General features: G+C 50.5%; 19 protein-coding genes, 4 pseudogenes and 1 riboswitch. Of the genes and pseudogenes, 14 read left to right on the top strand and 9 right to left on the bottom strand.

From position 1 onward, the window contains the following. Nucleotides 1-46 precede the first annotated feature (46 nt). From hisI to IPK30_04455, 8 genes and pseudogenes are all read left to right on the top strand, one after another. Complete coding sequence (gene hisI, locus IPK30_04490) at nt 47-451, top strand: phosphoribosyl-AMP cyclohydrolase (protein MBK8102544.1); 405 nt, start codon at nt 47-49, stop codon at nt 449-451. A 1-nt stretch (nt 452) separates the two neighbouring features. Continuing rightward, nucleotides 453-779: a phosphoribosyl-ATP diphosphatase gene (locus IPK30_04485; protein MBK8102543.1), complete on the top strand. Its 327-nt coding sequence runs from the start codon at nt 453-455 to the stop codon at nt 777-779. 4 nt (nt 780-783) lie between these two features. Further along, nucleotides 784-993: a Sec-independent protein translocase subunit TatA gene (gene tatA, locus IPK30_04480; GenBank protein ID MBK8102542.1), complete on the top strand. Its 210-nt coding sequence runs from the start codon at nt 784-786 to the stop codon at nt 991-993. A gap of 14 nt (nt 994-1007) precedes the next feature. Then, entirely contained in the window at nt 1008-1325 is a 318-nt protein-coding gene (tatB, locus tag IPK30_04475) for a twin-arginine translocase subunit TatB (GenBank protein ID MBK8102541.1), read from the top strand. Further along, nucleotides 1322-2058, top strand: a pseudogene (gene tatC / locus IPK30_04470) (twin-arginine translocase subunit TatC). The gene tatB and the pseudogene tatC overlap by 4 nt, the downstream one beginning before the upstream one ends. Then, entirely contained in the window at nt 2042-3760 is a 1719-nt protein-coding gene (locus tag IPK30_04465) for a hypothetical protein (GenBank protein ID MBK8102540.1), read from the top strand. The pseudogene tatC and the gene IPK30_04465 overlap by 17 nt, the downstream one beginning before the upstream one ends. An 8-nt stretch (nt 3761-3768) precedes the next feature. Further along, a complete protein-coding gene (locus IPK30_04460) occupies nt 3769-4125 on the top strand; it encodes a hypothetical protein (GenBank protein ID MBK8102539.1) in 357 nt (118 codons plus the stop codon). Continuing rightward, nucleotides 4122-5700, top strand: a pseudogene (locus IPK30_04455) (glutamate--cysteine ligase). The gene IPK30_04460 and the pseudogene IPK30_04455 overlap by 4 nt, the downstream one beginning before the upstream one ends. A 3-nt stretch (nt 5701-5703) precedes the next feature. On the opposite strand, the gene IPK30_04450 reads toward IPK30_04455, so the two are convergent. From IPK30_04450 to thiD, 5 genes and pseudogenes are all read right to left on the bottom strand, one after another. Next, nucleotides 5704-6288 (bottom strand): esterase YqiA, encoded by a 585-nt coding sequence (locus tag IPK30_04450; protein MBK8102538.1) that lies wholly within the window; start codon nt 6286-6288, stop codon nt 5704-5706. 10 nt (nt 6289-6298) lie between these two features. After that, nucleotides 6299-7120: a 3',5'-cyclic-AMP phosphodiesterase gene (gene cpdA, locus IPK30_04445; protein ID MBK8102537.1), complete on the bottom strand. Its 822-nt coding sequence runs from the start codon at nt 7118-7120 to the stop codon at nt 6299-6301. Next, nucleotides 7101-7742, bottom strand: a complete 642-nt coding sequence (locus tag IPK30_04440; GenBank protein MBK8102536.1) for an NUDIX domain-containing protein — start codon at nt 7740-7742, stop codon at nt 7101-7103. Before IPK30_04440 ends, cpdA begins: the two co-directional genes overlap by 20 nt. Before the next feature lies 1 nt (nt 7743). Beyond that, nucleotides 7744-9623: pseudogene (gene thiC / locus IPK30_04435) on the bottom strand (phosphomethylpyrimidine synthase ThiC). 23 nt (nt 9624-9646) lie between these two features. Then, nucleotides 9647-10486, bottom strand: coding sequence for a bifunctional hydroxymethylpyrimidine kinase/phosphomethylpyrimidine kinase (gene thiD / locus IPK30_04430; GenBank protein ID MBK8102535.1), 840 nt, complete (start codon nt 10484-10486; stop codon nt 9647-9649). After that, nucleotides 10480-10572: riboswitch (TPP riboswitch) on the bottom strand. It overlaps the preceding gene by 7 nt. 138 nt (nt 10573-10710) lie before the next feature. Between thiD and IPK30_04425 the strand changes: the two genes are divergently transcribed. Next, a complete protein-coding gene (locus IPK30_04425; protein MBK8102534.1) occupies nt 10711-12132 on the top strand; it encodes a TolC family outer membrane protein in 1422 nt (473 codons plus the stop codon). Between the two features lie 3 nt (nt 12133-12135). On the opposite strand, the gene ruvX is transcribed toward IPK30_04425, so the two are convergent. From ruvX to gshB, 4 genes are read right to left on the bottom strand one after another with little or no spacing between them, the layout of a single operon-like run. Then, a complete protein-coding gene (gene ruvX / locus IPK30_04420) occupies nt 12136-12570 on the bottom strand; it encodes a Holliday junction resolvase RuvX (GenBank protein ID MBK8102533.1) in 435 nt (144 codons plus the stop codon). Continuing rightward, nucleotides 12567-14030: a hypothetical protein gene (locus IPK30_04415; protein ID MBK8102532.1), complete on the bottom strand. Its 1464-nt coding sequence runs from the start codon at nt 14028-14030 to the stop codon at nt 12567-12569. The genes ruvX and IPK30_04415 overlap by 4 nt, the downstream gene beginning before the upstream one ends. A 21-nt stretch (nt 14031-14051) precedes the next feature. Further along, nucleotides 14052-14987: an energy transducer TonB gene (locus IPK30_04410; protein MBK8102531.1), complete on the bottom strand. Its 936-nt coding sequence runs from the start codon at nt 14985-14987 to the stop codon at nt 14052-14054. Next, nucleotides 14987-15958 carry a glutathione synthase gene (gene gshB, locus IPK30_04405; protein ID MBK8102530.1) on the bottom strand — a complete coding sequence of 324 codons (972 nt, stop codon included), beginning with the start codon at nt 15956-15958 and terminating at the stop codon, nt 14987-14989. Before gshB ends, IPK30_04410 begins: the two co-directional genes overlap by 1 nt. A gap of 201 nt (nt 15959-16159) precedes the next feature. Between gshB and pilG the strand changes: the two genes are divergently transcribed. The 5 genes and pseudogenes from pilG (at nt 16160) to IPK30_04380 (ending at nt 20664) form a co-directional block, all read left to right on the top strand. Then, the gene (gene pilG, locus IPK30_04400) at nt 16160-16561 is read left to right on the top strand and encodes a twitching motility response regulator PilG (GenBank protein MBK8102529.1); all 402 of its coding nucleotides are present in this window, start codon (nt 16160-16162) and stop codon (nt 16559-16561) included. A 52-nt stretch (nt 16562-16613) separates the two neighbouring features. Beyond that, on the top strand, nt 16614-16991 hold the full coding sequence (locus IPK30_04395; protein ID MBK8102528.1) for a response regulator: 378 nt from the start codon (nt 16614-16616) through the stop codon (nt 16989-16991). A 22-nt stretch (nt 16992-17013) separates the two neighbouring features. After that, complete coding sequence (locus IPK30_04390; protein MBK8102527.1) at nt 17014-17565, top strand: chemotaxis protein CheW; 552 nt, start codon at nt 17014-17016, stop codon at nt 17563-17565. A 92-nt stretch (nt 17566-17657) separates the two neighbouring features. Then, nucleotides 17658-19715: pseudogene (locus tag IPK30_04385) on the top strand (methyl-accepting chemotaxis protein). A 28-nt stretch (nt 19716-19743) separates the two neighbouring features. Beyond that, the gene (locus IPK30_04380) at nt 19744-20664 is read left to right on the top strand and encodes a protein-glutamate O-methyltransferase CheR (GenBank protein MBK8102526.1); all 921 of its coding nucleotides are present in this window, start codon (nt 19744-19746) and stop codon (nt 20662-20664) included. Nucleotides 20665-20683 lie beyond the last annotated feature (19 nt).

Genomic DNA, 20683 nt, shown 5'->3' with positions numbered 1-20683 from the left:
CGAGGCAGCTACAATGTAGGCACTTTTATACCTGTATTGATGTGATATGAGTAATGGGGCGGATACGGCGGTGTGGCTGGATGCGGTGAAATGGGATAGCGATGGTCTTATCCCCACCATTGCCCAAGATCAGCAAACTGGCCGTGTGTTGATGGTGGCGTGGATGAACCGCGATGCTTTGGCGGAAACGGCACGCTGTAAAGAAGCAGTGTACTGGTCGCGCTCGCGTCAAAAGTTGTGGCACAAGGGCGAGGAGTCTGGTCATGTACAAACGGTGCATGAAATTCGTTTGGACTGCGATGCGGATGTGATCGTGTTGCAAGTGGAACAGCAGGGCGGCATTGCTTGTCATACAGGGCGCGAATCCTGTTTTTATCGCGTATTAAAAGATGGCGAGTGGCAAACTGTAGACGCTGTTTTGAAAGACCCCGCGCAGATTTATGGTGCTTGATATGCAAAATGTATTGGAACAATTGACGGCTGTATTGGAAGCGCGCAAGCAGGCTGGTGAAACAGAAAAATCCTATGTCGCCAGCCTGCACGCCAAAGGTCTGGATCAAATTTTAAAAAAAGTGGCGGAAGAAAGTGGCGAAACGCTGCTGGCCGCCAAAGATGTGCAACACGGCGCGGATAAATCAAAATTGATTTATGAAACAGCCGATTTGTGGTTTCACACGCTGGTGCTGTTGTCGCATTTGGATTTATCAGCGCAGGATGTGTTGAATGAATTGGCGCGACGATTTGATTTGTCGGGCTTAGACGAAAAAGCGGCGAGGTAAGGTTATGGGTTTCGGTAGTCCGATTCATTGGCTGATTGTGTTGGCGATTGTGGTGCTGATTTTTGGCACGGGAAAACTAAAAAATCTTGGCAAGGATTTAGGTGCGTCGATTAAAGGCTTTAAGAAAGCGATGCAGGACGGTGAAGAAGAGAAGCCCGCAGAAGATGCTGCGCAAAAAAACTTACCCGACGATAAAAGTAATCCGCCCGCTTAAAGCGGCTGCGCGCAATGTTTGATGTTGGTTTTTCGGAGCTGCTGCTGACGGCGCTGGTGGCGCTGGTGGTGTTTGGCCCCGAGCGTCTGCCGCAAGCGGCGCGCACCGCCGGTTTGTGGATAGGCCGGTTTAAGCGCGTGTTGTCGGATACGCGGCGCGAGGTGGAGCGTGAATTGGGTGCGGATGATATTCGTCGCCAGTTGCACAACGAAGCTATTATGAAAAGTTTGCACGAGCCGCAGCAGGCGATAGAGCGCGTATTAAAGGATGAAGTAATGGTGGAGCCAGAAAAAAACTCTACCGCTGATGAGAACGGAAAAAGTGCGCCATGACGGATGATTTGCAAGAGCAGCCGCTGATTGCACATTTACTGGAGCTGCGCAGGCGTTTGCTGTGGTGTATTTGCGCCGTGCTGGCGGTGTTTATTGGATTGGCATTTTTTGCTAATGATTTATTTCATTTTTTGTCAGAACCTTTATTGCACTACTTGCCTAACGGCACAGGCATGTTGGCCACCGAAGTGATTGCGCCGTTCACCGCGCCGTTTAAGCTGGCGTTTGTTGCGGCAATTTTTCTCTGCGTGCCTTTTTTGTTGTATCAAGTGTGGGCGTTTATTGCGCCTGGGCTTTATCAGCGCGAAAAGCGCATTGCCAGCCCGCTCTTGGCATCCAGCGTATTGTTGTTTTATGCCGGCGTTGCATTCGCGTATTACTTGGTCTTTCCGGTGATGTTCGGCTTTATGAGCCGAATACTGCCGGAGGGCGTGACCTATGCGCCGGATATTTCGCGCTACTTGGATGTGGTGCTGGGTATGTTTGTGGCTTTCGGTTTTACCTTTGAAATTCCGGTGGCGACGGTGTTGTTGGTGTTGATGGGCGTGACATCCTCGGCGGCACTGGTAGAAAAAGATCGTGGATTATCGTGTGCTGTTTCATCATCGCCGCCGTGTTGACGCCGCCTGATGCGCTGTCGCAGTTGATGTTGGCTGTGCCGATGTGTCTGTTGTTTGAGGCGGGCATTTTTTTCTCGCGCCTAGTTGAACGACGCGATGACAGCACCACTTGAACCGCACCGCGCCATAACCATTTCACACACAGAAAAACTGTGCTGTCTCGCGGTAGTGGTTGGCACGCTGTGCTACTACGGGTCTGTCTTTTTTTACTTTGCCTTAGATGCGGGGCAGGCCGACGATTTTGTCGATGTGCTGTGGTTTTTTGAGATTTTTCTCTCGCGTGAACACTGGTGGGAGTGGCCGGCGGTTATTGCGCTGCCCAACCACGAGCATGTCACCATCATCAACCATTTGCTGTATTTGCTGGATTACGCACTGTTTAAGCAGATTAATTTTTTTCATTACGAACTGATGGGCAATGCAATTTTGTTGGCCTGTTGTTGGGTGTTGGCTGACTGGCTGAAAAAAACCGTGGGCTGGTGGTATGCGTCGGCTATTGCCATCGGTTTGTTTTTCAATCTGTTTTATTGGAACGCCAGCTTCTGGGCGATGACGGCTATCTCCAATCAAATTGTGATTTTGTTTGCGCTGTTGGCGGCGCGCAGTGTGGCAAACAATCCGGCGGCAATTATGGCGCCGCTTTTTTGGGCGCTGTTGGCAATCGGCAGTCAATTTAACGGCCTGCTGGTATTGCCTGCTCTGTTGGCGAGCAATGTGTTTGCGGCGTATATGGAGAGAAGACAGCAAAATGTGCGGCAATTTTTCGTATGGCTACTCGCATTTTTAGTCACCACGGCGTTGTACTGTTGGTATGAAAGTCCTTTTGCAGCAGATCATCTCTGGCGTTATGTGTTGTATACCGATCCAGAAAATTTGCAGGATTACTTCAAGCCTTCTTACGGCACACCCGTGGCTGTATGGGTGTCCGTGGTACAGGCATTTTTTTCGTGGTTGGCCGCTATCGGCGCTACGATTTTTGCTGCCAAACAATGGCAGCCGGCTGCTATTGTTGGCGCGGTGATGCTGGTATTGCTGTTGCAAAATGGCTGGCGTATGCGCAGCCGATCTGATCGTTTTTTTATCAGCGTATTGCTGTTGGTTTTGGTTTCTCTGGCGCTGGTTGCGTTGGGTCGCGGCCGTGCTTTCGGCGCAGAAACCGGTTTAGTTTCTCGTTACCGTTTGTACACTTCGTTGTTGTTGGTATTGCTGTGCGGAAGTTTTTTGCACATTTATGCGCAGCGCTGGCTGCGTTATTTTGTGCTGGCGGCTTGTGTATTGCTGCAAGTAGCTTCGCTGCATGTGTTGGACGATATTGCGCAGGAGCGTAACAACATCAAAATATCGCACTACAACTGGTTGATCGACGGCGGCATGGGGCGTTCACAGATGCCTTTTTATCCGCACAATCAAGATTGGCGTTTGTTTAATGCCTATCAACAGGGCTATTACAATCCCTACAATGCAATTGATGACCGCTATAAGCCAGTAGCTGTAGATAGCGTGTCATCAGAATATTGTCCTGTATCGTCTGAAAACTTTTCTACAGCGCAAGTGCGCGTTTATAGTAAAAAAGCGAGAGCGTTGGCGGTAGAGTTGCAGGTGGATGCGCCCATTAACCCTGAAGTAACAGGGTTATTGTTTTGCGGGCAATCGACTTATCGCATGATGCTAGACGCACGCAATATCAACGCGAAAACGCAGCAATATGAACCGATTGTGGTCTTGAAAAAACAACTGCCGCCCTCAGAATATCGTGTGTTTTTGCTGAGCAATAATGCGCCCGCTCAGGTGCTGGGTGTTATTCGTTTTCTCTAGGAACAGTTATGAAAGAAGTGTTTGTCATCAGCAATCAGCAGGGTTTGTTTCTCGGCAAACAGGGGCAGTGGTTGGATGACAGTGAACCTGCTGCTGCTTGGCGTTCTCCGCACCGCGATGTGGCGCTGAACCACATGATCGAAAACAACGCGCGCGATATAGAGCAGCGTTTGGTGTTGTTGCAGTGTCCATTGAATGACAAAGATATTCCGTTATTGGGTGATGCGGAGCCGGCGCGCCGCTCTGCGCCGGTGACCTTTGATGAGCCAGAAGCGGCGCCGTTGGAGGATGAAGAGACAGAAAGTGTACTGGAGGAAACAACAGAAATTGCAGGCGATTCTGTACAGGGATCGCTGGAAGCATGAGTATTTTTGAACAGCGTTTTTCTGCGTTGCAGCAAGGCGATCGCTATCAACTGCTGCGCGGTATACGGCGCGGTATCGAAAAAGAAAGTCTGCGCGTTACGCCAGATGGAAGCTTGGCGCAGACAGCGCATCCCGCCGCTTTGGGTTCTGCGCTCAAACATCCCAATATCACCACCGATTTTTCCGAAGCCTTGTTAGAGTTTATTACGCCGGCGTGCAATACGATGGAAGAGGCGTTGGCGTGGCTGCAGCGCATACATGTTTATACCAACAGCGTATTGCAACAGCAGAACGAAAAAATTTGGCCCGCCAGCATGCCTTGTGTGTTGGGCGGTGATAACAGCATTCCTTTGGCGCAATACGGCAGCACACATACTGCACGCATGAAAACGGCGTATCGCGAAGGCTTAGGACATCGCTACGGTAGAAGCATGCAGGCGATTGCCGGCATTCATTACAATGTTTCGTTTTCCGATGCGTTTTGGGTATTTTTGCAACAACAAGAAGGCAACAACGGCGCGTTACAAGATTTTAAAACGCGCCGCTATTTTGATTTGATTCGAAATTTTCGCCGTCACTTATGGTTGTTGTTGTATTTATTTGGTGCGTCACCGGCGCTGTGTGCCAGCTTTGTGCAAGAACGCCAACATCATCTGGCGTCGTTTGATGGCAGTGGTAATAGTTTGCATTTGCCATTTGCTACTTCTTTGCGCATGGGTGGCCTGGGCTATCAAAGCGATGCGCAAGCCGCTTTGATGGTGTGCTACAACGGTTTGCCCAGTTATATTCAAACGCTAAAAAAAGGTTTGATAACGCCTTACGCGCCGTATGAAAAAATCGGTGTGCGTGATGCTGATGGTCACTATCGACAACTCAGCACCAGTTTGTTGCAGATCGAAAACGAGTTTTACAGCACCATTCGTCCCAAGCGTGTGGTGCGATCCGGTGAAACACCAATCCGCGCCCTGCATGAGCGCGGTGTGGAATACATCGAAGTGCGCTGTTTGGATCTGGATCCGTATTTACCTTTGGGGATGGATGTCTATTGAAGTGTTTTTGTTGTGGTGTTTGCTGAGCGATAGCCCGCTCACCGACGAAGAAGAATATGTGCAATTGGCGCGCAATCAGGCGGCGGTGGTAGAGCGCGGCCGCGATCCCAGTTTGCTGCTGGAAGTGGGTGGCGAGCAGCGTAGCGTGTTGCAGTGGGCACTGCAGATGCAAGATGAAATTTCACAGAGTGCACAGTTGCTGGATCACGCCTACGAAACCACGCATTACAGTAATAGCGTGGACTTGCAATACCAAAAACTGCGAGACAACCAACTCACAACTTCTGCGCGCGTGTTGCAGGATATGCGCGCGTCTGAAAAATCATTCTTCCAATTGACTGGTGAATTGGCGCAACAGCACGCCAACTATTTTTCTACGCAGACGCTGTCAGAAGAACAACAGAACTATTTTGTTGATATGGCACAAGCCTCTTCACAACAACAGAGTGCGGCGGAGGCAGAGCCGGTAGCGCAAAGTTTTGAAGACTATCTTGCGGCGTACTACGCGCAATACGATGGCGTGTGATTGTTAGAGGCGAGTGGTTTGCTGTAGAAAAGACAGCATGTGTTGAAAATGTTTTTCCGCGTGTTGAAAAGCGTGATCGCCGCCGTATTCAATCACCGCTGGGCTGCGCTGAAAATGCGTTACAGCCTCACGAAAGTTCAGCGTTTCATCACCTGTTTGCGTGAGCAGAAGCAAATGCTCAGGATGTGTAGGTGCGGCAACATACAGCGCACGCAAATCATCAACATGTTGCTGTGTTAACACATAACTTTCTTGTGTGTGAAAGTTTTTATTCTCGCCTAAGTATTGCGCCAGCGAATCAAACGGACGCACAGCAGGATTGATCAACACTGCGCGCGCCTGAAATTTTTCTGCCAAGTAAACTGCATAAAAGCCGCCCAGTGAGCTGCCGATAAAACCGGTGTTTTGCGGCGCAAGGGCGGTTAAATCTTCTAGCTGTTTTATGGCATCCAGCGGAAACGGTTTGAGCGCTGGGATGTGCAGTGTGATTTCTGGATGCTGTGCAGCAATCCACCGCTGAAATTGTTGTGCTTTATGCGATTGCGGCGAGCTGTTAAAGCCGTGTATGTAAACAATAGAAAATGACATGCTGCAAAAATCAGTTGAACTCGTCGTAACCGCGCGGCGCATTGGCATCGCGTACCAACTCGCCCACGCGCACCACTTCTGTTTCAAAATTCCCGTCGGCGTGCAGCACAAAACGGCGGTAGCCGGGCGGGAAATCATCTTCGGCATAATCTGCGCTATTGCGTTTGAATTGTATGCAGGTGGATGGCGTAGACAGCAGACGGTAGCGCAGGCGTTGTATATCGTTTTCTTGGTGTACATGGCCGTTGCACACCACGCGCAGTTGCGGCGTGTTATCAAACAGCGTCAACACTTGTTCGGCATTGGCGATACGCTGCGGATCCAACCAAGCGCAGCCGACGGGCAACAGCGGGTGGTGCATAAAAATAGCTGCGTGCTTGTCGGGGTGTTCGCGCAGTGCGGTGGCGAGCCAAGTTAATTCACTTTGACTCACTGCGCCGCCCACTTCATCTTCGACATGCGTATCCAGCAACAGAATCTGCCAATTCTGTAGCAGCAATTGTTTCGCTTGTTGGCGCTCACTGCTGGCGGTGTTCGCCATTGGTGCCAAGTGGTCGTGATTGCCGGGCAGCCAAAAAAACGGCATAGGCAGACGGTTGAGTTGCTCTTGTAGCAGGCGATAAGCGCGTTCGTCGCCTTCGTGCGTGAGATCGCCCGTAATTAAGGCGAGATCGGCGTGTTGGTTGTTGCTGGTCAGTACGCCATCAATAACTTGTGTGAGGCTGTGGTAAGTGTTGACGCCAGACAGCAGGCGATGAGGCTCATTGTGGATATGGCAGTCCGTGATTTGTAACAAATGGATGGGAGCTGCTTTATCGAACTGGTAGATCATTTAGAGTCGCTCGTTGCCGCAATGCATCTCGATTTATCTGCAACCATTGCAAGGCAATGATGCTCGCGGCGTTATTGATTGTTCCGGCAAGCATAGCATCAAACACTTGGGGCGCGGCAAAGCGGCGCACGCGAATATCTTCGCCCTCTTCGGGCAAGCCGTGGATGCCGTCGAGATCTTCGGGCAGTTCGCACAATGCGCAAAACAATTGCAGGCGTTCATCCGTGCCACCGGGGCTGCTGTAGTAGCGCGCGATGGGTTGCAAACAATCAGCCGTGATATGCAGTCCCGTTTCTTCTGCTACTTCGCGCACCGCTACATCCTCGGCCGTTTCATCCGGTTTCACCATGCCGGCGACCACTTCCCACACCCAGGCGCCGTGTTCGTTGTCGAGACAGCCAATGCGAAATTGTTGCGCCAGTGTCACGCAATCGCGCTGCGCGTCATACAACAACACGCCCACGGAATCGCCTCGCGCAAACAATTCGCGCGTGATAGGCGCGCTGCAACCGCCATTGAATAAGGAATGCGTTAAACGATAGCGCAACACACGAAAGAAACCGCTGAACACGGTTTCCGTGTGTTGGATTTTTATATCCGTGTGATCGAAGTTTTCTTGCATGTCACACTTTGTGATAAATCGCGCTGCCGGTTTCGCGGAACTCACGCGATTTCTCCGCCATTTCATTTTCTACATCAATCATGCGCACTGTATCCGCGCCTTTGACATCGTAGCCTTGTGAGGCGGCGTAATCGCGCACATCTTGCGTGATTTTCATGGAGCAAAACTTTGGTCCGCACATCGAACAAAAATGCGCGACTTTCGCCGATTCTTTCGGCAGGGTTTCGTCGTGGAAACTACGCGCGGTATCTGGGTCTAATCCCAAATTGAATTGATCTTCCCAACGAAACTCGAAACGCGCTTTAGACAATGCATTGTCACGCAATTGCGCGCCAGGATGCCCTTTGGCGAGATCAGCCGCGTGCGCCGCAATTTTGTAAGTGATGATGCCGGTTTTTACATCTTCTTTGTTAGGCAAGCCCAAATGTTCTTTCGGTGTGACATAACACAGCATCGCGCAACCAAACCAGCCGATCATTGCCGCGCCGATGCCGGAAGTGATGTGGTCGTAACCGGGCGCGATATCGGTGACCAGTGGCCCCAGTGTGTAAAACGGCGCTTCGTCGCAATGCTTTAATTGCTTGTCCATATTTTCTTTCACCATGTGCATCGGCACATGGCCAGGCCCTTCAATCATCACTTGCACATCGTGTTTCCATGCAATTTGCGTCAATTCGCCTAGTGTTTCCAATTCGCCAAATTGTGCGGCGTCGTTGGCATCGGCAACCGAGCCTGGGCGCAAGCCATCGCCGAGTGAAAAACTCACGTCGTAGGCTTTCATGATTTCGCAGATTTCTTCGAAGTGAGTGTACAGAAAATTTTCTTTGTGATGCGCGAGACACCACTTCGCCATAATAGAACCGCCGCGCGACACAATACCCGTAGTGCGATTGGCGGTGAGCGGTACATAGCGCAACAACACACCAGCGTGAATCGTGAAATAATCCACGCCCTGTTCTGCTTGCTCAATCAAAGTGTCGCGGAAAATTTCCCAAGTTAAGTTTTCTGCAATGCCATCCACTTTTTCTAGGGCTTGATAAATGGGCACCGTGCCCACCGGCACGGGTGAATGCGAATAATCCACTCGCGCGTTTCGTGAATATTTTTGCCGGTGGACAAATCCATCATGGTGTCCGCACCCCAGCGGATACCCCAGGTCAATTTGGCGACTTCTTCTTCGATGGAAGAGCCAAGCGCCGAGTTTCCGATATTGCCGTTAATTTTTACCAAAAAATTGCGGCCAATAATCATTGGCTCCAATTCCACATGGTTGATGTTGGCCGGAATAATTGCGCGACCGCGCGCTATTTCTTCGCGCACAAACTCTGGCGTAATTTCTTTCGGAATCGCCGCGCCGAATGAGTGACCGGCGTGTTGATAATCCAGCGCAGCGGCTTCGGCTAATTGCGCGCGCTTCATATTCTCGCGAATCGCAATGTATTCCATTTCCGGCGTGATGATGCCTTGCCTTGCGTAGTGCATCTGCGACACATTTTTCCCCGCTTTGGCGCGGCGCGGCACGCGCAAATGGCGAAAACGCAAATGTGCAAGATTGCTGTCGCTCAATCGCTCGTTGGTGTAAGTCGAGCTGGAACCTTGCAGCAATTCGGTGTCATCGCGCTCCAAAATCCACGCGCTGCGCACATCGGGCAAGCCTTGGCGCACATCAATTTTGACAGCGGGATCGGTGTAAGGGCCGGAAGTGTCGTACACGCGTATCGGCGCATTTTTTTCTACGCCGTTGGCGAGTTGCGTATCCGTCAGTGAAATTTCGCGCATCGGCACGCGAATATCGGGGCGGCTGCCGGTGAGATAAATTTTGCGCGAGCCGGATAAAGGCGCAACGGATGCGGAATCCACTTGTGCGGTATCCGACAGCATTTTTTCAGCGGCGATAGGTGGTGTCATGGTGCAGTCTCCGAAACGGCGCGTTGGCCGAAAGCAAAAAAGTGATGCAGTGGTCCGTGGCCGGGCCAGCGTTGTGTTGCACTAGCGCGCAACGCCTGTTGCACAAACTGGCGCGCGTATTGCACAGCTTCCACTACTGAAAAACCGTGCGCGATAAAACTCGCCAAGGCTGCACTCAGCGTGCAACCGGTGCCGTGATGATTGGCTGTGTCGATGCGCGGCGCAGTGAGGTGTTCGATAGTGTCCGCCGTAATCAACACATCGGTGCAGAAGCGCGGCTCGTCAGCGATACTCAAACCGCTGTCGCCACCGGTCAGCAACAGCGGCACTCGGTGTTGTCGTACCCAAGTTTGCAGTGTGCGCTCATCGTCATCGCCAAATAATGCGCGCGCTTCTTGACGATTGGGGGTGATGAGCTGGGTGCGCGGCAGCAAGTGGTCGCGCAGCAGTTGTACGCCGGCATCATCCAACAGCGCAGCACCGCTGCTGGCGCGGATCACGGTGTCGGCAATCACGGGGATGTGCGGCTGCGCGGCTAAACAGTCGCACACCACCTGCACCAAGGCGGCGTTGCCGAGCATGCCCAGCTTGATGGCGGCGGGGGTGTAGCGCAGCGCGCAGTCGATCTGCTGGCGCAGTTGTTCTTCGCTGACAGGCCACACGGCTTGCACACCATCAGGATCTTGTGCCGTGATGGCGGTGATGGCGGTGAGTGCGTAAGCACCGCAGGCGCTGATAGTTTTGAGGTCGGCTTGAATGCCCGCGCCGCCGCTGCTGTCTGAACCGGCGATGCTCAGTACGCGGGGCGGGGTGGTTTGTTCAGAGGGCTGCGACATGGTTTCTGCTTTCCTACGCCGGCATTATCCGGATCAGGTGGACGGGTTTCTCTCAGCCGCAAATTGCAGCACCCCGAGCAATGGTGAGGCAGTGTAGCACTGGCTCAAGAGGTGTTCACGAGCGAATGCTCTCACGGTTATCCCTTAAAACAGCCTGCACCTATAGGGAGCGGTCCTTTGCTAGACTGACCGACTCACACCAATGGCTCTCACGAGAAATAGATATGCTGCGTAATGTGCAAAAATTGGGCTGGCAAAAAAAGATTTTACAAGCGAGTGCGCTGGCGCTGTTGTGCGTTTCTATGAGTGGTGCGTTGCACGCCGAAACGCTGGAACAGGTTTTTCAAAGTGCGCGACAAAATGATGCGCGTTTGAAATCGCAGGCAGCACAGGCGGCAGCGGGACGCGAGACGGGCAATATCTATAAAGCGCCGTTATTACCACAAGCAGAACTGGGCGCAACAAAGTCGAAATCCAAAAATCACATTCAGGGCTATCGCTGTTCCGGAGCAAGTACAGGCGTTAGCGATTGTGACAATGTGCGCTCCAACATCACCAGCAGCAATCTTACGGTTACACAAACGCTGTTCAATATGGAGCAGTGGTACGACTTCCAAAAAGGGAAAAAAATAGGTGAACAAGCCGATGCCCAGTATCGCGTCGATGAAATGGAATTTATGGTGCGTGTGGTCGATGTCTACATTGGTGTGCTGCATGCAATCGACACATATCAAACCGCATTGGCGCAAGAAAAAGCGATAGAACGCCAATTGGAGCAAGCAAAACAGCGATTTGATGTTGGCCTAATAGCCATTACCGATGTACAGGAATCGCAAGCAACTTTCGACAGCACACATGTTGAGACCTTGAGCGCGCTCGGTAATATCGGTATAGCGTTTGAAGCAGTTGAACAACTCACCGGTCAACGCGTCGAAAAAATTGCACCTTTGTCAGCAGACCTTCCGGTAAAAATGTTACAGCCAGAAGCGCAAGCTGAATGGGAAAAATTGGCGTTAGAAAACAACCCTAGGTTGAGTGTGGCAACGCTCGCAGTGGATGCTTCGCGTGAAAATGCTAAAGCACGCCGCTCAGCGCATTTGCCGACTTTGTATGGCTCTTTCCAACACAGCAATAGCGATGGCGACATCAATTACGGCAATGGTTTTGGCTCTATGAATGACGACATGAATGGCAACACTGTTGCATTGAATTTGCGCATTCCTTTGTACAGTGGCGGCGGTGTCAGTGCTGCGCGTCGCCAAGCGTATCAACAACAAATTGCCGCGGAAGAACAATTAACGGACAGTCAGCGTTCTGTGGTACAGGGCGCGCGTTCGTACCATTTGGCAGTCACAACAGATATTCAACGCGTGGCTGCGCAGAAGCAGGCCATTGTGTCAGCGCAAAGTGCATTGGATGCCACGCAAGCCGGTTATGAGGTTGGCACACGCAATATTGTTGATTTGCTGGATGCAGAGCAGCGCTTGTATCGCGTGAAGCTTTCTTACTCCACGGCACGCTATCAGTTTATTTTGGACACACTGCGTTTGCTGCAAACTGCCGGTACGCTGACTGATGCCAATGTGCTGACGCTAAATCAGTGGATGGAACCGGAAAAAAGTTACGACCGAAATCATTTTAAATAACCACTACTGTTGTGGCGTAGCCGGAGTGCGGTTGTAGTAATCCTGCAGGATAATACAAGCGGCTTCGGCGTCTACAGTATCTCTACCAAAATCTATACTACTCTGCGTTTCTTTGCGCGTTTGTTTGGCGGCAAAACTGCTTAAGCGTTCGTCGACCAACTCCACCGCAACTTTGTGTTTTTCTTGCAGTTGACGCGAAAACTTGCGCGCACGCAGCGACATCGGACTGTCTGTGCCATCCATGTTCAGTGGCAAACCCACCAGTAACAACTGCGGCTGCCACTCCTTGATCAGTTTTGCGACGGCGTTCCAGTCCGGCACGCCGTCGCGCGCGCGCACAATGCCAGCAGGATTGCTACTGGAGATTAATGTTTGCCCCACTGCAACACCGATATGGCGTAAGCCGTAATCAAATGCAAGGAGAGTCAGCGCGCTCATTGGTCGAGCGGGCTTTGTGCGAGAGTGCGCTGCAAAAAAGCAGACCGCATACAGCGCCATGCCATAAAGGGCAGTAGCCAAACCAGCGCTTCAACATCAACACGGTAGCGGGTATTTTCGGTGTATTCACCCAGTGAAGAGATTGTGGCCACATATACATACCCTAAAAAAGCATAGAGAAAAGCCACTCGCTGATTATTGGTTTTTCCTCTTAAAACACAGTAGACGATAAATAGAAAAACAGGAATACCAATCAGATGGATGCCGAGAATATTGAGCCATTTGTATTTCTCAAAGGCCGCATTAACGCCGAGTATGACGGAGTCAGTATCCAATCCTTTGATATAGCCAATCCGCCAGTAAATATCCCCCCAAAATAGCAGGTATGACTGCCGTAAGATATTAAGTGCAGCTATGGGGTTGTGCAGCAAATAATCGGCATAGAGGGGTTTTACTTTTTGAGATAGTGCATGCTGGTAATAGGTTTCGCCGTACAAAGGTTCTTTACTGGGTAATTTTTCTCTTAGCGCATCATCCAAGTGCTGAACATCAGGCAATTGTTGTTTTAAGCACTTTTCGTCATAGGCCAATAAACACGGAATGCCATACAAGGTAAATGTATCGTTGGGATTTTTTTGTTTACTGTATTCTAAAAAGCCATTGATGTGGCCCGTGTTGAGTACAGCGCTAAAAATATTTTGCCCTACATCGGATGATGTTTCTAAATGAAACTGCCCATAAACAGAATAATTTTTTAATGACCATAGCAACTGAAAAATAATGGCAAGGCAACCAGCCAAAATCCGTGCTTTATTGCCTGGCAGTAAAAAAGAAATGAGGAGTGGTAGTATGAATATCCACGATAAAGTGGAGCGAGACATCGATAGCATCGCGCCAGCCAAACCAAAGAGCCAGATGTTTGACATCCGTGGATTAGAAAAACATCGCAGGCACAGCCATAGCGATAATACAAAAATAAAACTGGGTAATGCCTCGTAGAGAGCGGTAGGGAATGCGTACACTTCTACGCTGAGGTTGGCGGGGTACATGCACCACGCTGCTGCCAGTATAGTAGAAAGCGCGGGCAAAAAATGGTAGCGCACCAGAACGGCATACATCATCCATGCAGTGAGAAGAGTGAGAGCTGACAAGAAAAAGGAATCCACTGGAATTAAAAAGGGCCAACCAAAGCCTTTCATCAATAAACCAAGAATAAATTGTGGTAGTGGCGGTTCGCCACGCAGATACACCATAGAATCTAAAAATCGATGCTGAATAATATCGGTGGGCAGATACCACATGTAGAACGAAGAATAATCTGCGTTATCTTCTAGAAAATAAGGCCAGTTGTAGTAGTACACATAGCTGCGCGCGATTGCCCATACAGAAAAAATGATTAAGAAGGGCAAAAATTTTTCTAATGACCTTTGTTCTTGAGTATCTGGAGAAAGCAGTTTCATGCAAATAGCAACCCGTGTTGATTATTCACTCGTCAATCTGTCGCCTTTTTCAAATTTCCAAGTGCGAATAATTTCCAGTCGGTCGACATCTTTGCGCAACTCGGGAGGGAAAGGTGCAAAAGGTGCAGCCATACGCACGATGCGAATAGCGGCATCGTCCAGTATGCGTTGACCGGATGATTGCAGTATTTCGATATTGTGTATTGAGCCATCTGGCAGCAGTGAAACCACCAGTCGCAACTGGCCGTAAATTTTTTTGCGCCGCGCTTCCTGTGGGTAGTTGAGGTTGCCGATCAGTTCAATTTTTTCTTGCCACAAATTTAAATATTCAGCATCAACGCTGGCGCGCGTTGCTACGGAGGTTAGCGTTTTTACACGCGGGCGTTTGGCGTAGGCTTGGCGTTGTTGTGCCAGCTTGGCTTGCAGGCTGGCAATTTCGCTGTTGGAAAGGGTTTCTTCAGTATCTTCACCTGGATTTTCTACAATAGGCTCGTCTTTTTTCTTTTTCTCATCTTGAGAGATTTTGTTGTTAGTTTCGCGCCGTGTGGTGATGACCTGCGTGTTTTTATTGGGCTGGGTAATGGCTTTTTCTTTGGGTTTTTCTGGCGTAACTTCGCGTATGACGGTGTCAGAAAAGTCGGCGCGTTGATCGGTGGTCAGCTCTGCTTTTTTGTCCAGTGTGCCGCTGGCTTGCTGATTGAATTGTGCTTGGTAATCGGCTTGGTCCGGTGCGGTTCTGTCGATGTGTTGCGCCAGCGTGACTTCAATAGTGGGGCGCGCATGAAAGCGACCATAGGCAGAGAAGCTGATGCCGAGGATTACAACGGCGTGTACCATCAAAGCCACAAATACAGTGAAAACCAATTTGTCGCGTGTGTTAATAGCAGTGCTGCTGCTCGTGTTGGTTTCTAGACTGTTTGTGTCTAGATCGAGTTTGCGTTGGCGATTTTTTTTCATTAGCGCGCGCTGGCTTCGAGTTTTTGTTGCAGGCAATGGATGTAGCGCGTGGCAATTGCTTCGCCGGTAGCAGCTTCTATTTCGCGCAGGCAAGTGGGGCTGGTGACATTGATTTCTGTTAAGTAATCGCCGATGACATCTAAACCGACAAAATGTAGGTGGCGGCGTTTTAATTCTGGAGCAACTTGTGCGGCGATGAAGCGATCTCTGTCGGTGAGTGGACGCACTTCGCCACTGCCGCCTGCCGCTAAGTTGCCGCGATGCTCGCCGCTGCTGGGGATGCGCGCTAAACAATGTGAAATCGGTACGCCGTCTATCATCAAAATGCGTTTATCACCTGCGGCAATTTCAGGCAAAAAGCGTTGCGCCATGATCGGATGCTGGCCGCTATTGGTCAGGGTTTCGATAATTACGCCGAGATTTTGTCCGTCATTTTTGATGTGAAATACGGAGCGACCGCCCATGCCGTCCAACGGTTTTAACACGATGTCGCCGTGCTCTTGTTGAAACGCGCGCAGTGCATCGGCGCGACTGCTGACCAATAGCGGCGGTGTACATTGGGAAAATTCTGTCGCAAACAGTTTTTCGTTACAGTTGCGCAAATCGGCAGGATTGTTGCTAACCAAAACGCCTTCTTTGGCGGCGCGTTCAAGAATATAAGTGGCGTAGATGTAATCCATATCAAATGGAGGATCTTTGCGCATCAAAATAACATCTAGGTCGGCAAGCGGTTTGATGCTGCCCTCCTGTAGTGTGAACCAGCACTGGGGGTCGCGCTGCACAGTGAATGGGCGCATCATGCCGTAGGCATGCGCTCCTTGAAGGAGCAGGTCACCCAACTCCATGTAGTACAGCGCGAAGCCCGCGTCTTGCGCTGCCCACAACATGGCTAAGGTTGTGTCTTTCTTGTAGTGAATAGCATGGATGGGATCCATGACGACAGCCAGTGTGCGGTGTTTTTTTGTTTGCATCGTCAGCGTGCTATGCATGAGTGTGAGAGTGATTAAAAAGATCGGCACACTGTAGCAAACCTATCCGACAGACTGAACCGCTGCCGAGGAGTGGCTATTGTTCAATTAGATAAAAGTAGGTCGCTGATATCGCGGGAGCGTGTGGATTGCCGTGGGAAACTGTGTTAGAAATGCCGAACAATAATGTAAGGGCTAAAAAGCATGGCTGATAAGTTTGAAGATCTCACCATCATGATCATTGATGACAGCAAGACAATTCGGCGCACCGCTGAAACGCTGCTGGAGAAGGCAGGTTGTAAAGTTGTCACTGCGACAGATGGCTTCGATGCACTGGCTAAGATTGCCGATACCCGCCCAGACCTGATTTTTGTGGACATTATGATGCCGCGCCTAGACGGCTATCAGACTTGCGCCCTGATCAAGAATAACAGCGAGTTCAAGTCCACACCGGTCATTATGTTGTCATCCAAGGATGGTTTGTTTGATAAAGCCAAAGGACGGATTGTTGGGTCGGATCAGTACCTCACCAAGCTCTTCAGCAAAAACGAGTTGTTGGCTGCTATCGAGCAGCACACACACCTTAGTGCCCCTGTTGCTGACTAAGTGGTTACCCAAGTTTTGGGTTGTATTGCATTGGAAATAAATGAGGAAGCGCATGGCTAGTGTATTGATTGTCGATGATTCGCCGACCGAAACTTACAAAATGGAAACCGTATTACAAAAAAATGGCTTTGTCGTGTTCAAAGCGGATAACGGCATGGACGGTGTCGCGGCCGCCAAAAAGCATCTGCCCGACTTGGTGTTGATGGATGTGGTTATGCCTGGCCTTAATGGCTTTCAGGCTACCCGTCAGTTGACCCAGGCGCCTGAGACTGCGCATATTCCCGTGATTATCGTCACCACCAAAGACCAACAGACCGACAAACTGTGGGGTAAACGACAGGGAGCCAAGGGCTACCTAGTGAAGCCAGTGGATGAGAAGAAGTTAGTGGATTCCGTGCGCCAAGTTATGGGCGGCGCGATACTTTTCTAGCCATTAGCTGAGAGCCATAGGGATGAGCGGGTCGACACAAGCGTTTAACAAACTACTGGATGTAGCGCTCAACGCGCGGCGCACCGCCAAGGGTTTGCCTTCGCAGTTGGATATCAAGCCGCATTGGAGTGGTATTGGCTTTACTTTGTTTGGGCAGAAGTTTGTCGCGCCCATGAGTGAAGTGACTGAGATGTTGGAATTACCTTCCTATACGGAGCTGCCCGGTGTGCAGAACTGGGTGCGTGGCTTGGCCAATGTGCGTGGTCGTTTGCTGCCACTGACGGATCTCGCAGCGTACTTGGGTGGAAAATTGGAGGCGCCGCGCCGTAACCGTCGCGTGCTGGTAGTTGAAAATGGCGACACCTATTGTGGCTTGATTGTGGACGGCATCCTCGGGATGCAGCATTTTCCTGTCGATAGCTATGTATCTGAAATGGCAGGCATCGATTTCCCTGCCATGGTGCCGTATCTACAGGGTAGTTTTCAGGAGGATGGGGCGCGGGGCTGGGTGGTTTTTAGCCCGTGGCAGATGGTGCAGGACGAGAGATTCTTTCAGGTCGCACAAGCGGGTTGACGAAAGAGAAGTGGTAAATCAGACAAACAAGAAATTAAATTTTTGAATCAGTTAAACAGGGCAATAGTCTTACAAGGGGTTGGAGTCTAACTATGAATAAAAATACCAATATTGTTGCCAACTTGCGGGCGAATCCGATGCTATCGGTGTTGTCCGTTATTTTGGTGTTGTCGCTGGTTGCGTTAGGGTTATCAGCCTTCAAGATTCAAGAAACCAATAAAAATATTCAAGGGTTTCTCAAAACGAGTGACGATCTGCGATCGGCGAACTATCGCTTTGTTGAGGCGCTGCGCTTTGCTGTTGCGGGTGCGGAACTCAGCTTTGATGAAGCCAATGAAACACTGAGCGACATGGCGCAGTTGTGGGGTGAGCTAGAGGGTGCGAAAAACAAAGCCGTGATGGGGGCGATTGCAGATCAAACTGCGCCGGCCCGTGATGCATGGAGTCGCCTCAAACTGGATGGTGAAACGGTATACAAAAACAAAGCCATTCTGTTGCAAGTACACGATATTTCTGAGCGTTTAAAGCAAACTATTCCGCAAATTCAGGAGCAGTATGAGGCTGTAGGTGAGCGCATGTTGCAAAGTGGCGCTTCTGCACAAGAGATAGCAAATGCACAGTCACAGTCGTGGTTGGCAGAGCGCATTGCACGCAATATTGATAAATTAAGTGCAGGCACGGAAGATGCGGAGGTCGCTGCGGATCAATTGGGTGAAGACGCCGCCAAGTTTGGGCAAGTACTGAGTGCTTCCTTGCAAATGGCGCACCAAGCAAGCGTAACGCAATCGTTGAATGAAGTGGCTGCGCTGTTTAAGGTAATTTCAGAATCGTCTAATTCGATTGCGGCGGCAAAACAAGTGTTCTTGGAGAGTAGCCAAGCCTCTGCTAATGCGCTGCAGGCTGACACTGCTGCATTGCTGCAGGAGCTGTCTAACATGAATGATGCGGCAACAAACTTGCCCGATGCCAAGCGCTGGAACGGGATCTTTATATTTTCTGCCGCTTTGTAGTTGATTGTCATGGTGTTGATGGCGGTAATGTTATTGCGTTCGGGTAGTAGCCGTTTGCATGTGCAAGAGTCTGAAAATGAAAGAAACCAAACAGCGATTTTGCGTTTATTGGATGAGCTGGCCGATTTGGCTGATGGTGACTTAACTACCACGGCAACGGTATCGGAAGATTTTACGGGCGCGATTGCCGACTCTATCAACTTCACTATCGACAACCTGCGTGTACTGGTATCGCGAATCAATGACACAGCGGTGCGTGTATCGTCAGCGGCGCAAGAAACACAGGGTACTGCGCTGCACTTGGCAGAAGCGTCTGATCACCAAGCACAAGAAATTGCCGGCGCCTCGGCGGCGGTGAATGAAATGGCAGTAACCATCGACCAAGTATCGGCCAACGCCGCAGAATCAGCGGCGGTAGCGGAGCGGTCGGTATCTATCGCCAACAAAGGCGCAGAAGTGGTACAGAACACCATTCAAGGCATGGACAATATCCGTGATCAGATTCAAGAAACTTCAAAACGGATTAAGCGTCTCGGTGAATCATCACAAGAAATTGGTGATATCGTATCGTTGATTAACGATATTGCCGACCAAACCAACATTCTTGCGTTAAACGCCGCGATTCAAGCGTCGATGGCGGGTGATGCGGGTCGAGGCTTCGCGGTGGTAGCGGATGAGGTACAGCGCCTCGCGGAGCGTTCATCAGCAGCAACCAAACAGATTGAAGCGCTGGTAAAAACCATCCAGACGGATACCAACGAAGCGGTAGCGTCGATGGAACAAACCACAGCAGAAGTAGTGCGTGGTGCACGCCTGGCGCAAGACGCGGGTGTAGCACTGGAGGAAATCGAAAACGTATCGACCACACTCGCGGAATTGATTCAAAACATCTCCAACGCGGCGCGTCAGCAGGCTTCATCTGCGGGTCACATCTCCAACACGATGAATGTTATCCAAGAGATTACTTCGCAAACTTCTGCGGGTACTAACGCAACGGCGCGCGCGATTGGACACTTGGCCGAAATGGCTGTTGATTTGCGCGACTCCGTACAAGGCTTTAAGTTGCCAGACGAGGTGGCGCGTGCGATGGGCGGTGCCACTGGCGCGGGCGCTGAAAGTGGACATCTCTCGTTTGCGTAATGAGGTGCTCGCAGCGCGTTAAAACACCATGACCATCGTGCGCCCACCAGCTTCCGCCACGCCTGTGCGTGCCACACGCAAAAACGGTGCAGGCGCAGGCGGTTGGTCGATGCAGGCGCAGGGTGAGCTGAGCGAAGAGAGTTTCGCCAGTTGGCGTAAATTATTAGAAGAGCGCACGGGCATCCATCTCGTTCCGCAGCAAAAAACTTTTTTGCAATCGCAGCTGACGATTCGTGTGCGCGAGCTGGGCAATATCAGTTTTGAAGAATATTTCCGTAGCTTGCATGAAGGCGTAAGTAGCGTGATGGAGTGGTCAACATTGATTGATCGCTTAGTAGTAAAAGAGACAAGTTTTTTTCGCCATCAACCAACTTTTGACTTTCTGCGCAACTACATCAACCAACGCATTGCTAATGGGCAAGTTAGTGACTCTTTTGATGTGTGGAGCGTAGGCTGCGCCACAGGCGAAGAGCCGTATACCTTGGCAATGATTTTGGACGAGTGTTTTGAGTCTGCGGGCCTGGAGAATTACTGGGGTGTGACGGGGATGGATATTTCCATGCCGGCGCAAACATTTGCCAGACAGGGCATTTATTCCAAACGCAAACTCGATATGGTTCCACCGCCTTTGCGTGAAAAATATTTTTCTGATTACGATCAACTGCGTTGTCGCATTTCAGAAGAGATGCGTGAGCGCGTCTGCTTTACCAATGGCAATGTGATTGAATTGAAAAAGATGCCCATGGTGAAGATGGACATCATTTCGTGCAATAACATGCTGATTTATTTTCGCCGTTGGCGGCGCAGAAAAATTTTGAATAATCTTGCTGAGCGCTTAAAAAAAGGCGGCATTTTGATTATTGGTTTGGGTGAGATTGTGGATTGGGAGCATCCGTTGCTAGAACCCGTGGCGGATGACGGTGTGCAGGCGTATGTCTGCGTAAAATAGTTTTGATAAGCCGGACAGA

This window comes from Cellvibrionales bacterium (assembly GCA_016713115.1).
GTDB lineage: Bacteria > Pseudomonadota > Gammaproteobacteria > Pseudomonadales > UBA7239 > UBA7239.
This window is presented reverse-complemented; position numbering and strand designations above follow the sequence as displayed.

What these genes read in the sequence shown, in the direction of transcription:
- IPK30_04425 (MBK8102534.1), top strand. Translation starts at nt 10,711, where the DNA reads ATGCTGCGTAATGTGCAAAAATTGGGCTGGCAAAAAAAGATTTTACAA.
- IPK30_04460 (MBK8102539.1), top strand. Translation starts at nt 3,769, where the DNA reads ATGAAAGAAGTGTTTGTCATCAGCAATCAGCAGGGTTTGTTTCTCGGC.
- tatA (MBK8102542.1), top strand. Translation starts at nt 784, where the DNA reads ATGGGTTTCGGTAGTCCGATTCATTGGCTGATTGTGTTGGCGATTGTG.
- hisI (MBK8102544.1), top strand. Translation starts at nt 47, where the DNA reads ATGAGTAATGGGGCGGATACGGCGGTGTGGCTGGATGCGGTGAAATGG.
- IPK30_04390 (MBK8102527.1), top strand. Translation starts at nt 17,014, where the DNA reads ATGAGCGGGTCGACACAAGCGTTTAACAAACTACTGGATGTAGCGCTC.
- ruvX (MBK8102533.1), bottom strand. Translation starts at nt 12,570, where the DNA reads ATGAGCGCGCTGACTCTCCTTGCATTTGATTACGGCTTACGCCATATC.
- IPK30_04410 (MBK8102531.1), bottom strand. Translation starts at nt 14,987, where the DNA reads ATGAAAAAAAATCGCCAACGCAAACTCGATCTAGACACAAACAGTCTA.
- IPK30_04485 (MBK8102543.1), top strand. Translation starts at nt 453, where the DNA reads ATGCAAAATGTATTGGAACAATTGACGGCTGTATTGGAAGCGCGCAAG.
- gshB (MBK8102530.1), bottom strand. Translation starts at nt 15,958, where the DNA reads ATGCAAACAAAAAAACACCGCACACTGGCTGTCGTCATGGATCCCATC.
- IPK30_04395 (MBK8102528.1), top strand. Translation starts at nt 16,614, where the DNA reads ATGGCTAGTGTATTGATTGTCGATGATTCGCCGACCGAAACTTACAAA.
- pilG (MBK8102529.1), top strand. Translation starts at nt 16,160, where the DNA reads ATGGCTGATAAGTTTGAAGATCTCACCATCATGATCATTGATGACAGC.
- IPK30_04415 (MBK8102532.1), bottom strand. Translation starts at nt 14,030, where the DNA reads ATGAAACTGCTTTCTCCAGATACTCAAGAACAAAGGTCATTAGAAAAA.
- IPK30_04465 (MBK8102540.1), top strand. Translation starts at nt 2,042, where the DNA reads ATGACAGCACCACTTGAACCGCACCGCGCCATAACCATTTCACACACA.
- cpdA (MBK8102537.1), bottom strand. Translation starts at nt 7,120, where the DNA reads ATGATCTACCAGTTCGATAAAGCAGCTCCCATCCATTTGTTACAAATC.
- IPK30_04380 (MBK8102526.1), top strand. Translation starts at nt 19,744, where the DNA reads ATGACCATCGTGCGCCCACCAGCTTCCGCCACGCCTGTGCGTGCCACA.
- IPK30_04450 (MBK8102538.1), bottom strand. Translation starts at nt 6,288, where the DNA reads ATGTCATTTTCTATTGTTTACATACACGGCTTTAACAGCTCGCCGCAA.
- thiD (MBK8102535.1), bottom strand. Translation starts at nt 10,486, where the DNA reads ATGTCGCAGCCCTCTGAACAAACCACCCCGCCCCGCGTACTGAGCATC.
- tatB (MBK8102541.1), top strand. Translation starts at nt 1,008, where the DNA reads ATGTTTGATGTTGGTTTTTCGGAGCTGCTGCTGACGGCGCTGGTGGCG.
- IPK30_04440 (MBK8102536.1), bottom strand. Translation starts at nt 7,742, where the DNA reads ATGCAAGAAAACTTCGATCACACGGATATAAAAATCCAACACACGGAA.